Consider the following 13,467-nt stretch of genomic DNA (forward strand, 5'->3'; position numbering starts at 1 on the left):
GTCCAATGGGGTTGGTTCGGCAGTCGGTTCAGCCCGACAAGCCCGTGCGCCTTCGCGGTGCGTGCATTAGAGCACCGGCGACCTATGCATCTCGTACAATCCGGACGAGATGCAGGCCGAAAGGCCGGGTTAACGGCCGCCTGATTGCGGTTACTACAGGGCCGAGGCAAGGCCCGTCGTGTGAAGGATTCCGGGTCGGTGAAATCATGCTGGAAACCCTACGCAAGCTGAACGCCCTGCTTGACCCCCGCGATCGCGGGAAAGTCGGGCTGCTGGTGGGTCTCATGATCGTCACGGCCTTTCTGCAGACTGCGGGCATTGCGTCGGTTATGCCGTTCCTGGCGGTGCTGTCCGACCCGAACATGGTCCACGACAACGAGATGCTGCGCCTCGCCTACGAATGGCTTGGCTTCGAGTCCACCGGCAGCTTTCTCTACTTCCTGGGGGTGGCGGCATTTGTGCTCTTCGTGAGTGGGACCGCGCTCCAGGCTCTGAACCAGTGGGCCATCACGCGGTTCACCCACATGCAGCAGTACGAGCTTTCGCGGCGACTGATGGGCGACTACCTTAGCCGGCCGTTCACGTTTTTCCTCAACCGCAATTCTGGCGACCTTGCCAAGACCGTCCTGCAGGAGACGACCCAGGCCATCAATGGGGCACTGATGCCCATGTTGCGGCTGATAAGCCAGGTACTACTGGCTCTTTTTATCATTGCTTTGTTGGTCGTCGCGCAACCATGGCTCGCCTTGATTGTGGCTGTCAGCCTAGGCGGTGTTTACGCAGCCATTTACATCGTTGCGCGTACTTGGTTAAACCGCATTGGGGAAGACCGCGTCGAGGCGAACCGCGAACGCTTCACGGCCGCCGCGGAAGCGTTTGCAGGGGCCAAGGAGATTCGCCTTCTTGGTCGGGAGCGCGATTATCTGGAGCGTTATCGCCAGCCTTCCAAGCGCTTTGCGAGCCATCAGGCGAATGCCGCCTTGCTTAAGGATCTACCCCAATACGCCATTGAGGCCATCGCCTTCGGCGGGGTGCTATTGCTCATTCTCGTTCTGATGGCGGGCGAAGGCGGCTTGGCCCAAGCCTTGCCGATCATTGGCCTATATGCTCTTGCTGGACGCCAACTGATCCCTGCCTTCCAAAAGATTTTTCAGCAGGTGGCATCATTGCGCTTCAGTGCGGCCGCCGTAGACAACATTCTCAAGGACTTGGGCCCGCGTCCGGAGAGCACCCCTTTGCTTGCGCGCAATGAGCAGCCGGAGCCCCTCGTTCCAGAGCGTTCGACCAAGGTGGTCGATGTCACCTATCACTATCCGGGGCATGCGCGCCCCGCACTGGATGGAGTCTCGCTGGAGATTCCGGCTCAAACGACGGTGGGCATTGTCGGTTCGTCCGGAGCGGGTAAGAGCACGCTGGTCGACCTGCTCTTGGGATTGCTCGAGCCCCAGGCAGGCACCGTTCAGATCGACGGCCAACCCCTTACTCGGGAGAATATCCGCAACTGGCAAGCGGCTGTCGGTTATGTGCCGCAACACATTTTTTTGGCGGACCAGACCGTGACCAGCAATATCGCTCTGGGGGTGCCGGAAGACAAGATCGATCACGCCGCCGTGGAAAAGGCCGCTCGTCTGGCTAACGTGCACGAATTCGTAACCCGCGATTTGCCGGCTGGCTATAATACGGTCATTGGTGAACGCGGCACGCGGCTCTCGGGTGGTCAGCGCCAGCGTATCGGCATTGCCAGAGCCTTGTATCGCGATCCTGCCGTACTCTTTTTCGACGAAGCGACCAGTGCTCTCGACAACGCGACGGAGCATGCCGTGATGGAAGCTCTGCACAATCTATCCGGTGAAAAGACCATCATCCTGATCGCGCACCGCCTGACCACAGTACGTCCCTGCTCGCGAATCTACGTCCTGGAACAGGGTGCTTTGGCGGATTGTGGCACCTACGAAGAACTCTCGGACCGGAGTGTACCCTTCCGGCGTCTAGCTGCCGGCTCCTCATAGCGCGCGGCTTCGAGATGACTACGCCGAGAGAACCTGAAGTCATCCGAGTGGCGTTTCGTGCCCCTAAGTCTCTGGTCCTGCCTGACCACATTCTCGCACGCCCCCACAGTTGGCTCCGTATTCGCAAGCCGCGCGTTTTCCTGTGGCGCCGTTTTCTGCCTCTTTTCCCCGGACGTAATCGGCCCCGCCAACTCTTCCTTTGGAGGGCGATGCCCGTCTCTGGCCTTTACTTGAGCACGAAAAACCTGGGACAGGCGACTCTATGACCAACGTACCACCGAACAAAGCCTTTCCGATCGCGCACGATAACGCGCCGAGCGATGTCTATATCCAGCTTCAGAATCATTTCGAACAAGAAATACAATCTATCGCGCCTCTCCGGGTCGCGTCCCGGCCGAGCTCATCCGTTCATCATGTTCGGGTCCAGGTGGCGCGCCAAGAAGTTGATCTATGGATCAAGACCTTAAAAGGCCCAAGCGGTATCGAGTCTTGGAAGGCAAGGCAAACACTGCGAGATGCGGCGATCTCCGAATACTTTCTCGCCAGCCCCCACAGAGATCCACGTTTTCGGGTTCCCAGCGTGGTTATGAGCATACCGGAGACGGGGACTATCGTAACCAGACACGAACCCGGAAATCGACTTCAAGACAGCTTGAAAACCATCCCGCTCGTTCCGTGGAGACCTGTGTTCGTCGGCGACCTCGAAGAGGCCTTTTTCCGGGCAGGCGAATGGCTTCGCCATTTCCAGGTGATTACGCAAGACTTTCGCCCCTCGCAGCACGAAACTCAGGAACCCGTTCCTGTCAAGACCCTGGCGTTTCTACTGGAACAAGCCGTCATGCGGCTCACCGAGGCGCAGGCTCAAGGTACCCTCGATTTTTCATTGGCCGACATGAAGCACCTTGAGAAAGGCGCATCGAATCTACAGGTGGTGGCCAAAAGCGATCGCCCTAATTCCATCATTCACGGGGATTTCTATCCGGGTAATCTGCTCTCCGCAAAAGACAGCATGACCGGACTCGACTTGTCCAGTAACGGCTTCGGTTCGCCGCTCCTTGATGTCGGGTATTTCGTGTTTCAGACTGAAACCTTCTTCGCTCGGCGTGCTTTTCGTAGTTCGCTTCACAAAACCTTGGTTCGGGAATTCCTCCAAGGTTATGGGGCCCCATCTTCTTCTGATGAATCTTGGCGTCACGCTCCCGAGTTCAAAGCAATTCGTTTCGCTTTGATTGCCTCTCGGATCCTAGGTTTCAGTGGTCGGGGTGACGCAAACCCATTGCGGCAGCTGGAGCGGAGGAAGCATGCTCGCAAGCTAATCCAAGAGGCGAAAAATTTGGTGCAAGCCTAGATCGCCAAGCGTGGCTCGAGGATTCGGTAGGTGTGGCGTGCTGGAAGCGTATACGTCTCTCGCGGCACCTCTCACACATTTCTCTTGATTGGGCGGGAGCGGCTGCTGAGTTAGTTTTCAAAGCCTAGTTCTCAGGTCCCGGCTGGTTGGGAGTGACGATTACAGGGTATGCCGCTGGGGAAGCGGAACCTCGTTACAAGGAGAAGGGCAGCGTGGTGAGTGACAGATGGCGGGTAGCGGTCGTGATTCCGTACTTCCAGCGAGAGGCGGGGCTGTTACGGCAGTGCGTGCAGTCCGTGTTGGAAGCGAGGGGCGGTATGAGGGTCCGGGTTTTCGTCGTGGATGATGGCTCGCCCCTTCCGGCAGAAGACGAGATTGGGGATTTGGAGGATGGTGGGGCAGTTAGCATTGTCCATCAGCAGAATGCGGGGCCCGCGGCGGCACGGAATGCAGGCCTGGATCATGTGAGCGGCACACCGTTCGTGACCTTTCTGGACTCCGATGATCAGTGGACCGGGCCATTTCTGGAGGATGCGGTCCGCGCACTGGAACAGGGCTACGACCTCTTTATTGGCGATAGTCAGAGGGGAAGGGTTCCGGGTACCCGGTTCCATTGGGGGCGATCGGATGCCGAAAACATACAGCTCGGCCAACACCGACAGATACAGTCGGAATACGATCTCTATGAGTTCGTCGGGGATTTTTTCGATCTTGTGGTCCGGCGCAGTAATGTCATTGGTCCGAATACAATGGCCTATCGTGTGGATCGATTTCCGGACGTACGTTTCCCAGAAAACCTGATCCAGGGCGAAGATCGGTTGTTCAAGCTCCGATTGGCTGCGCGCTTGGATCGTGTCGCCTTCTCGCCACGCGTTTACGCGGACGAGGGGGAAGGGGTGAATATCTTCGACAAGTCAGGCTGGAATACGGAGGGGTATCTGGGACTTGCCGGCAACTACGTTGCGCTGTCGCAGATGATCCTGGACGAGATTCCACTGAGCGCCCGGCAGAAGGCTTTAGTGCGTGCCCAGCTCGGCAAATCGCGCCGAGGGTTTTTGGCCGGAGTGCTGCATCAGTTGCGGCAGGGCAAGCGCTTGGATTGGTCCGTCGTCATCAAGACGTTTCGTAATGATCCTGTCGGCGCGTTGCTGGTGGCGCCGAATATGCTGCGGCTGATGACGGACCGTCTGATGAATCGTGGTGACCGGCCATAGGACGGACAAGAGCGGTTACCGGTCGGGTTGGCGCGTTACCTGGCTCGCCAGGGCCGTCCATGTGACGATGAGCTCCGCGTGGTACTGACCCAGGGGCAGTTCAATTGGAGGCCGGCTCCGACCGATGGCGCCAGCCGTTGCGGATGGCAGCGGTGTCTCTAGCCAGGCATCGGGGGGTGGTGTCTGCCCCTGTTCGGTATGCCCGGATTCCGCCAGAAATGAGCATTCTGAGGTGGCAGTGCCAGTGACCGCGTGGCCGCCGGGATTCAGGTAGCGTATGCCCGGTTCGCCGCGATGCTCCAGGTTCAGCGTTTGTTCGATGCGCGGCAGGTCAAGGTGGATGGTCCATTCGAGATGTCCCCTGATGTGGGCGAGCTTGGGGCGGCGCAGAGCGGCTCGGCGACCCAGCGCACCGCCCAGCAGTCGCCAGTCCAGCGCGGCCAGCGCGCGTGGGCCCAGGCCGCTGGTTGCAGGGCGCACGAGCGCCCGGGGGTGGCCTGACAGGCTGATCCGTACGATTCGGTCGCCGCGCTTGATCTCGCACGAGTCGAAATCGGTCAGCCCGAACAGGATGCCCTGGGCTTCAAAGACCGGCGTCCACCCAGCCAGGGCCGCATTTGCCTCCAGCGCTTGCCTGGAAATCCGGACGGGTGCTGGGCACAAAGGGAGACCCTGCCAGGCGGCATGCAGCGGCATGCCCCCGGCATAGCGCAGCTCCACTTCGCTTCGGCTGAAGGCCTGAGGTGGTTGGCCGCAACCGGAAATAAGGAAGAAGGCTTTACCAGGGGCGCCGACACGAAACGGTACCGCATGCGGTTTGTCCGTGACAGAAGGTTCGAGTGCCCGTAGCTCGGTGGGAACGGGAGCGCGGTCTGCGCGTGTGGTCCGGTCCTTGGCCCAGGTGATGATGGCGGCCGCCCAGGCGTTGTACACCGATAGGTGCATGTAGGTGTCCCAGCCTGTACCGGGCGTTTTCCGGTCGGCTGGGTTTAGCGCGATGAAGCCGTCTGGACGGGTCTGTTCCTGCAAGCGTTGCAGAATGCTGTGCAACATCCGGCCGGGGGGAGTGTCTTGGGCCTGCGATTGGCTTGCACCCAGCAGGATCAAACTTGCCATCAGGCAGGCGTCACCGAATAGGGCGTGGCTACTCCGGCCGAGGCCGCCGACATGGCCGTGGCCATCCCACACGTGCAGGCTCCATTTCAGCAGGCGTTCGATTGTCGGTTGCCACGTCTCCGACTCGCCAAGCTCGGCGGCTGTGACGGCGACGAAAAGCGCCTTGTGGTGGTAGGCCGTGGGTGTCGCCCCGCGTTCCGGTATGCCGGGGCGGGCTGGGTAATCGACGAATGCACCAGAAGGCGTGACCCAGCGATCAAAGAGCCCCCGCAGGCGCGCATGTGCGCGGATTCTGGCGTTGCCGCTGGCTTCCTGTAGTTCGCATAACCGGGCCAGCAGGGTCCAGTTGTTGGAGGGATATCCGCGGGAAAGCTTGCACCGTTGCGCCAGGCGTCGAATGTGAAAGACCTCGCCTGGGGATGCGCCGGATTGCTCGAGATACTCTGCGAGCACATTCAGGAGGAATCGGTTGAAGGGGGCGTGCCCTCTCTGGTCCTCAGGCAGGGCCTCCCATGCATCCAGGGGGCGGTGCCAAAACCCGGAATCGGGGCCCTCCTGGATGGCGAGTGCCAGCGAGGCGGCGGTTTGTCCGTAGTGGTCCCCGGGCGTAGGGGCCTCGTCCACTGGATCGTAGAGGCCCACCCCGGGCTGGGTGTTGGCAAGCAGCGCGCCGGTCAGGTTACCGATGCATTGGTCCAGTGCGGCCGTCGTCTGGGTAAAGGGGGCGTTGATCGGGAAGGCCTCCATCAGGGCGTCATCCACAACCGAATCAGTTTCGGGATGACGATGGCCCCATCAGGGTGCCGGACATGACCGTGTCCTTGTCGGCTCCGATCTGCTCCGATTGGGAGTTCGGTTGTGGCTGGGCGGGCTTATCGGTGACTGGAGCGGTGGTGGGATGTGGGGCCGTTTCAAGTTCCCGGCGCATAATCACAGCCAAGGCAACAAAAGCGTAAAGGAGATTGAAATACGTCACATCAAGGAAGGTGCCGGCAATCAGGTATCCGAGGAGGCCAACCTGCAGCGCCCAGGCATATTCAGCCAGCCACGTCTGTCCTGTGCGGTACCGCGCGGTGCGCCGGATTCGATTGAACGTCATGAAGGTGAAAGCCATTAGAGTCAAAAACAGTCCCAGGCCCACAAAGCCGTGTTCCTGCATTAGGCCAAAGTAGACACTGTGGGGCGACAATGCGTGCCGCCATACGCCCTCGAAGTTCGCATAGGAGATGTACCAATCGTATCCGAGGTGATGCGAACGAAACCCCGCGCCAGTCACGGGGTTTTCCATAGCAATGTTCCAGGCCACCCCCCAGGACTGGATGCGCATCATCGCAGAGTTGTCTTCCTCGTAGGCCTGGATCGTCTGCCATCGCTCGACCAGAGGTTCTGGTGCGGTGACACCCACAACAGCAACCAGAATGACCCCGGCCAGGAGCATCAGACCCTTTTTCTGCATGTGCCAGAACAGGAACGGCGCTATCGCTAACAGGCCCACGAAGGCCCCACGAGAATAGGTCGCGAGGATTGCGATCGCTGTTAGCCAGAAGACGGCGTAGACGAACCATCCGATGGGGCGAGAGAAGCGGTTGAGAAGTTCGATTCCGAGGTCGGCTGCCCATCGTCGATCAAACATGCGGGCAGTGGCCAGGATCAGCGGCAGGATCATGAGCATCGCCAGGCCGATATAGGTGTTACCGGAGAGGTAAGACCCGGAAGGCCCGAGTACGTGGTGGGCTCCGCCAGTCTGGATCGCGAAAAGCCCGCCCTTGAAACCGTAAAAGGCGATGGATGCGGTGATGACCAGCAGGAGCCACACGACTCGGCGCTCGCCGTAGATCAACATGGGGGTAATGAAGGTGATCAGCAGGATCTTCATGAAGTGGATCCAGAAGTCCCACGCCCCGCTGGAATTGACCGCAAAGTAGCTGGTCATTGCAAGGTAGCCTGCCAGCACAAAAAGCATGACCGTCTCGCGGGTGAGCGGGATCGGCTTCCGGTCTTTTGTGAGGAACAGCGCGATGAGGGTTGCCCCGCCCACGTACTGCGCCAGCGGTGCGCCGCGCATGAAGGTCCATGTATTCCACTGGGGCGCAAAGAGCCCGACCCAGAACCAGGCCAGGATGCCGATCCACGCGTAGCGCACGATCAGGGGCACGAGCACGACGACGATCAGGGCGAGCAGGTAGTCACGCATGCAGTTCGAACCTCGCGCCGCTGTGGCTGGTTCAGGCGATAGGGGCTGGCTCATGGCCCGTTTCGTCGCATGTTACACGCGGCCGCTCCCGTGTAACCCCGGGCCGACGAACGGGCTACTAACGGTGCGCCCGGGCCGCGGCCGGAAGCGGCTAGTGCCTGGGGTATGATCGAGCCGTCAGTTTCCGATAGCCCCGGGCGCCGAGATGTCCTTTCTTGTGCACGATTCCGTATGGATGCAAGCCGATAGCGCAGCGGCCGCCCCGGCCCTGCGCTATCGGGACGAGGGCGAGGACTACGCGACAGTTGCGGCCAGTATCGATCGAGCCGCCCGGCGCCTTCTGGGGTGCGGTCTGGGGCGTCAGGAACGGGTGGCGGTCTACCTCGACAAGCGTCCGGAGACGGTGCACGCCCTGTTCGGCGCCAGCCGGGCCGGCGGCGTCTTCGTGCCGGTGAACCCGTTGCTCAAGGCGGAGCAGGTGGCGCACATCCTGCGCGACTGCAATGTGCGCATCCTCGTTACCTCAGCGGACCGCCTTTCGGCGCTGAGTCCGGTCCTCGCCGGCTGCCCTGATCTGCACACGGTGCTGCTGGTGGGGCGGGAGCCGAGCCAGGACTCGGGCGATGCCGAGGTCGGGCATGTCCGAGTGGATGCCTGGGATGCCGCGCCGGAGCGTGACGGCTTGCGCCCGCACCGGGTGATCGATACGGACATGGCGGCGATCCTCTACACCTCCGGGAGTACCGGACGTCCCAAGGGGGTTGTGCTCTCGCATCGCAACATGGTCGCGGGGGCGCAAAGCGTTGCGACCTATCTGGAGAACCGGCCCGAGGATCGTCTCCTCGCCGTGCTGCCGTTCAGCTTCGACTACGGCCTGAGCCAGTTGACCACGGCGTTTCGCACCGGGGCCCAGGCCGTGTTGCTGAACTACCTGCTCCCGCGCGACGTGATTCGGGCGGTGGAGCGTTACGGCATCACGGGGCTGGCGGCCGTGCCTCCGCTCTGGATTCAGCTTGCGCGTCTGGAATGGCCCGAGGCGGCGCGGGAGAAGTTGCGCTATCTCACCAACTCCGGTGGCGCGATGCCGAAGGAGACGCTGTCGGCCCTGCGAGCCGCACTGCCCGGCACCGACTGCTATTTGATGTATGGCCTGACCGAGGCGTTTCGCTCTACTTACCTTCCACCCAAGGAACTGGATCGGCGTCCGGGGTCCATGGGCCGGGCGATCCCCAATGCGGAGATCCAGGTGGTGCGGCCGGATGGCAGCCCCTGTGCGCCGGGCGAGCCGGGTGAACTCGTGCATCGTGGCGCGCTGGTCGCCATGGGGTACTGGAACGACCCCGAGCGCACGGCGGAGCGGTTTCGGCCCGCACCCGGGCAGCCGCCTGGCGTGCCGTTGCCCGAGATAGCGGTGTGGTCCGGCGACACCGTGCGCATGGATGAGGATGGCTTTCTCTATTTCGTGGGGCGGCGCGACGAGATGATCAAGACCTCCGGCTATCGCGTGAGCCCCAACGAGGTGGAAGAGGCGGCCTATGCCTCCGGGCTGGTGGCCGAGGTCGCCGCGCTCGGGGTGGAGCATCCGACGCTGGGGCAGGCCATCGTACTGGTGGCCCTGCCGCAGCAGCCGGATCTGAGCCCGGAGACCCTGATCGATGCGCTGCGCCCCGGCCTGCCGGGGTTCATGTTGCCGGCGCATGTGGGGCTGCGCACCGAGCCGCTGCCGCGCAACGCCAACGGCAAGATCGATCGCAAGGCGCTGGCCGCCGAGTTCGGAGACCTGTTCCGGGAGGGGGTGCCGGCATGAGTGATACCCGCCCCGAGCACTGTGCGCTGCATCCGTTCCGGGTGGTGGACGACTGCCTGGAACTTGGCGGGCAGTCGCTGATGGAGCTGGCGGCCCGAGTCGGCCAGACACCCTTCTATGCCTACAGCCGGGAGGCTATGACCGAACGGGTTGCGCAGTTGCGCGCGGGACTGCCGCAGGGGCTGTCGCTGCACTATGCGATCAAGGCGAACCCGATGCCGGCGGTTGTGCAGCACATGGCTGGCTTGGTGGATGGGCTCGATGTGGCCTCCAGCCGCGAGATGCAGGTGGCACTGGATACCGGCACGGCGCCGGGGGATATCAGCTTTGCGGGTCCCGGCAAGGCGATACCAGAGCTGGAGGCGGCGGTGGCGGCCGGGATCACCATCAACCTGGAATCGCCGACCGAACTGGAGCGGCTCGGGGCCATTGCAGAACGCACGGGTCGGCAGGCGCACGTGGCCGTCCGGGTGAACCCGGATTTCGAGCTGAAAAGCTCCGGCATGCGCATGAGCGGCGGGCCCAAGGCCTTCGGCGTGGATGCCGAGCGTGTGCCCGAGCTGCTGACCCGTATCGGCGAGCTGGGCCTGCACTTCCGCGGGTTTCACATCTTTTCCGGCTCACAGAACCTGCGCCCGGAAACCCTGGTCGAGGCGCAGGGGCATACCTTCGATCTCGCCCTGCGCCTGGCCGAGTCGGCACCGGGGCCGGTCGAGATGCTGAATATCGGCGGCGGTTTCGGCATCCCGTATTTTCCCGGCGACCAGCCTCTGGACCTGGGCCCCATCGCCGATCATCTGGAAAACCGCCTGCCTGCGGTGCGCGAGGCGCTGCCGGATGCGGAGATCATGCTGGAGCTGGGTCGCTATCTCGTCGGCGAGGCCGGCATCTACGTGGCCGAGGTGCTGGACCGCAAGGAGTCCCGTGGTCAGGTCTTTCTGGTCACGAACGGCGGGCTGCACCACCACCTGGCTGCCTCCGGCAACTTCGGCCAGGTGATCCGCAAGAACTATCCGGTGGTGGTGGGCAACCGGGTGCATGGCCACGAGCGTGAGCTCGTGAACGTGGTCGGCCCGCTGTGTACCCCGCTGGACGTGCTGGCCCAGCAGATGGAGCTGGCGCGCGCCGATGTGGGCGATCTGATCGTGGTCTTCCAGTCGGGTGCCTACGGCTACACCGCCAGCCCGACGCGCTTTTTGAGCCATCCGGAACCGGTGGAGATCCTGGTGTGAACAAGCAACCGATCGCTGCCCTCGACCCGAGCAGGCAGGCCGAGGCCGGTGAACGCCCATGAGCCAGCGGTTTTCTCCAATCGTTGTCGTGGGCAGCGGGCGTTCCGGCACGACATTCCTGGCCAAACTTCTCGACAGTCACCCCCGTGTTCTGTATCGACACGAACCGGACTGGGCACTTGTCGACAGGTCAATCCCGTTTCTTCCCGGGCCGGACGATCGGCAACGTTGTCTGCGTCTGGCGGGCGAATATTTAAGGCGGTTGGAGAATGTCCGGGCGCTTAAGGTCAGCGGCAAGGAGCCCTTCTTCCGCAAGTCTTACCGGTCCAGCCCGAGAGAGGCCGCTTACCGGCTCAATGTTGCGGCCGCTCGCCTGCTGGACCGGCTGGGGATCGCACAGAAACGAGACACCGTCGGGGACATGGTTGGCCGGGGTGCCCCCGATAACGTGGTGACTGTCATCAAAAGCGTGAATTCGGTGGCGCGGGCACCGCTGTTTGCGGATGCGCTGCCCCGTGTGCGGCTTGTGCATATCGTTCGCCATCCGGCTGGGGTCATTGCATCCAGACTGCGCGGAGCCGACAGGGGCCTTATGGACTCTCGGGTCTACATCAACAGCCTGTTCGACGCGGGCTATGCGGACCAGTGGGCGTGGCAACGAGAGGAGGTCAAGAGCTGGCCTATCGAGAAGCAGTTGGCCTTTGAGTGGATGGCGGTTAACGAATTCGTTTACCGATCACTCGAAACCCACGAGGCCTACATGTGTGTGACTCATGAGGCGTTGTCCCGGTCCACCGAGGCGGAAACCAGAAAGATCTTTGCCCACGCAGGGCTTGACTGGAATGAACAAACGGCTGGGTTTGTTCAGTCGCTGACCTCTCGTTGCGGCCAGTCCGGTTACTTCGACGTGCAGCGGGCGCCGGAGGCTCAGATCGCCAAATGGCGCGAGGAACTGACGGAGCAGCAAGTGTCCTGGATCGAAGAGGTCGTCACGCCCTCATTGGTGGGCAAGTGGTTTCTTTGAGCCATTTGCGGAACGCTGGCCAGACTGATCGGTGTCGCCTCAAGCGCGTACTTCTCTCGGCCCCGTGAGGTTGCGGGCCAGGCGCAGGCCGAAGCGCAGGGGGGTGCGATCCCAGGGGGTGAAGCGCGGGAGCTGGAAGAGATCGGAATCGAGACGCGCGGCGCCCGGCGCGGTGGACACGGCGGCCTCGAAGCCGCAATCGCGCGCGATCTGCACATGTTCGGCGGCGTAGTCCTTGTTCGGGCGTCCGTTGGGGTAGGCAAACAGGCGTGGTGCCCGCCCGAGCAGGGCCTCGAGGTCTTCCCGGCCCTTCTGGATCTCGGCGCGGGCGGTGGCTGCGTCCACCTCGGTCAGGATGGGATGGGTGGCGGTATGGCCGCCGATTTCCATACCCGCGTCCGCGAGTTCGCGCACCTGCTGGCCGCTCATCATCAGGTTGTCCGGCAGTTGCAGGCCAAAACGCGCGGCCAGGGCCTCGGTACCGGCTCGGCGCTGTTCGGCGGGCTGGTACTTGAAGCGGCCGATCAGCGCGTGGATCAGTTTCAGGCGGTCCTGGTGGGTCTCCAGCGCCCACTCCCCGAGGCCTTCCGGGCTCATGTCCGCATTTTTCGGCAGGCGGCGCACCGTCTCGATCAGGGTGTCGTTGAACATCCGGCCGCCATCGAGATAGCCGGTGGCAATGAAAAACGTGGCTGGCACGCCCTCCTCTTGCAGTAACGGCAGCGCCACCTCGGCATTGTCGGCATAGCCGTCGTCAAAGGTCACGCATACGGCCCGTGGCGGCAGGGTGTGGTTTTGCAGGCGTTCGACGGCCTCGGCCAGCGGTAATGGGTTCATGTGGCGGGCGAGCAGGCGCATTTGCCAGCGGAAGTCATCGGCGTGCGGATCGCCATCCAGCAGCGGGTCGGGCTCCGGCAGTACGCGGTGGTAGATCAGGATGGACAGACGCCCCCGGGAGCCACCAGGCGACATCAGGGACAGCAGCGAGCGCAGCAGCATGAGGCCTAGACCGTCCGAATGCGCGCGACGCAGCACCGCCGGGCGATCACGGGGGCGGTCTGCTCGCTGGCCTGGCTGACCCGCGCCAGCCTGTGCGGCGCCCGGCCAATTTTCATGAACCTCGGCCGGGCGCCGACCCCTCGCATGGTTTTGCATGGCGGATGAGATTTCATGGTTGTCGCGGTGTTCTGTTGGTGGATCTTCAGGGCGCTGTCGTGGCGCCGCCGACGGACGCTGCTCGTGTCCCTGGCGGGACTGTGTGGCCAGTCCAGATCCCTCCTTCAGATTTACTCTAACCTGCCTGCAGAAACATGCCGGCCCTTCGTGAATGACCCGTTATATCGCGAGGTTGGAAAGGAGCGTGACAAGGCCGGTTGAGCGGTCCACCTTTAGGTAAGTCTAGGATCAGGTTGTTGCGTTCCTGCGTCTGATTGCTCGTTGGGTTGGCGGGCCGGGGCAGTGCGCATGCGTTTCCTTGCGTGTGGTTCGTTTTCGGGCAATCCGCCGGAGCTATTCAAGGGGGT

Annotated in this window: 9 protein-coding genes; 6 read left to right on the plus strand and 3 right to left on the minus strand. The window is 62.5% G+C overall.

The features are described from left to right. Positions 1-206 precede the first annotated feature (206 nt). The 3 genes from D107_RS0106230 to D107_RS0106245 all read left to right on the plus strand — a co-directional run bounded on the left by D107_RS0106230 (position 207) and on the right by D107_RS0106245 (position 4,571). Positions 207-2,009: an ABC transporter ATP-binding protein gene (locus D107_RS0106230; protein WP_018881020.1), complete on the plus strand. Its 1,803-nt coding sequence runs from the start codon at positions 207-209 to the stop codon at positions 2,007-2,009. Positions 2,010-2,271: 262 nt separating this feature from the next. Further along, positions 2,272-3,357 carry a phosphotransferase gene (locus D107_RS14165; RefSeq protein ID WP_231373771.1) on the plus strand — a complete coding sequence of 362 codons (1,086 nt, stop codon included), beginning with the start codon at positions 2,272-2,274 and terminating at the stop codon, positions 3,355-3,357. A 212-nt stretch (positions 3,358-3,569) separates the two neighbouring features. Then, positions 3,570-4,571, plus strand: a complete 1,002-nt coding sequence (locus tag D107_RS0106245; protein ID WP_018881023.1) for a glycosyltransferase family 2 protein — start codon at positions 3,570-3,572, stop codon at positions 4,569-4,571. A 15-nt stretch (positions 4,572-4,586) separates the two neighbouring features. Here the strand turns inward: D107_RS0106245 and D107_RS0106250 are convergent, their stop codons facing one another. Together D107_RS0106250 and D107_RS0106255 are read right to left on the minus strand one after the other, a co-directional pair. Beyond that, on the minus strand, positions 4,587-6,449 hold the full coding sequence (locus D107_RS0106250; RefSeq protein WP_018881024.1) for a hypothetical protein: 1,863 nt from the start codon (positions 6,447-6,449) through the stop codon (positions 4,587-4,589). Between the two features lie 7 nt (positions 6,450-6,456). Further along, complete coding sequence (locus D107_RS0106255; RefSeq protein ID WP_018881025.1) at positions 6,457-7,881, minus strand: putative O-glycosylation ligase, exosortase A system-associated; 1,425 nt, start codon at positions 7,879-7,881, stop codon at positions 6,457-6,459. A 235-nt stretch (positions 7,882-8,116) separates the two neighbouring features. Here D107_RS0106255 and D107_RS0106260 point away from each other — a divergent pair, with 235 nt between their 5' ends. Genes D107_RS0106260 through D107_RS0106270 form a run of 3 tightly spaced genes read left to right on the plus strand, consistent with a single transcriptional unit; the run spans position 8,117 to position 11,944 of the window. Next, complete coding sequence (locus tag D107_RS0106260) at positions 8,117-9,688, plus strand: acyl-CoA ligase (AMP-forming), exosortase A system-associated (protein ID WP_018881026.1); 1,572 nt, start codon at positions 8,117-8,119, stop codon at positions 9,686-9,688. Next, positions 9,685-10,920 carry a pyridoxal-dependent decarboxylase, exosortase A system-associated gene (locus D107_RS0106265; protein WP_018880101.1) on the plus strand — a complete coding sequence of 412 codons (1,236 nt, stop codon included), beginning with the start codon at positions 9,685-9,687 and terminating at the stop codon, positions 10,918-10,920. The genes D107_RS0106260 and D107_RS0106265 overlap by 4 nt, the downstream gene beginning before the upstream one ends. Before the next feature lie 58 nt (positions 10,921-10,978). Continuing rightward, positions 10,979-11,944, plus strand: coding sequence for a sulfotransferase (locus D107_RS0106270; RefSeq protein ID WP_081619365.1), 966 nt, complete (start codon positions 10,979-10,981; stop codon positions 11,942-11,944). 39 nt (positions 11,945-11,983) lie between these two features. On the opposite strand, the gene D107_RS0106275 is transcribed toward D107_RS0106270, so the two are convergent. Further along, on the minus strand, positions 11,984-12,943 hold the full coding sequence (locus D107_RS0106275; protein WP_018881028.1) for a polysaccharide deacetylase family protein: 960 nt from the start codon (positions 12,941-12,943) through the stop codon (positions 11,984-11,986). Between the last annotated feature and the right edge of the window lie 524 nt (positions 12,944-13,467).

This window comes from Thioalkalivibrio sp. ALE30 (assembly GCF_000377465.1).
In the GTDB taxonomy this organism is placed as follows: Bacteria; Pseudomonadota; Gammaproteobacteria; order Ectothiorhodospirales; family Ectothiorhodospiraceae; genus Thioalkalivibrio.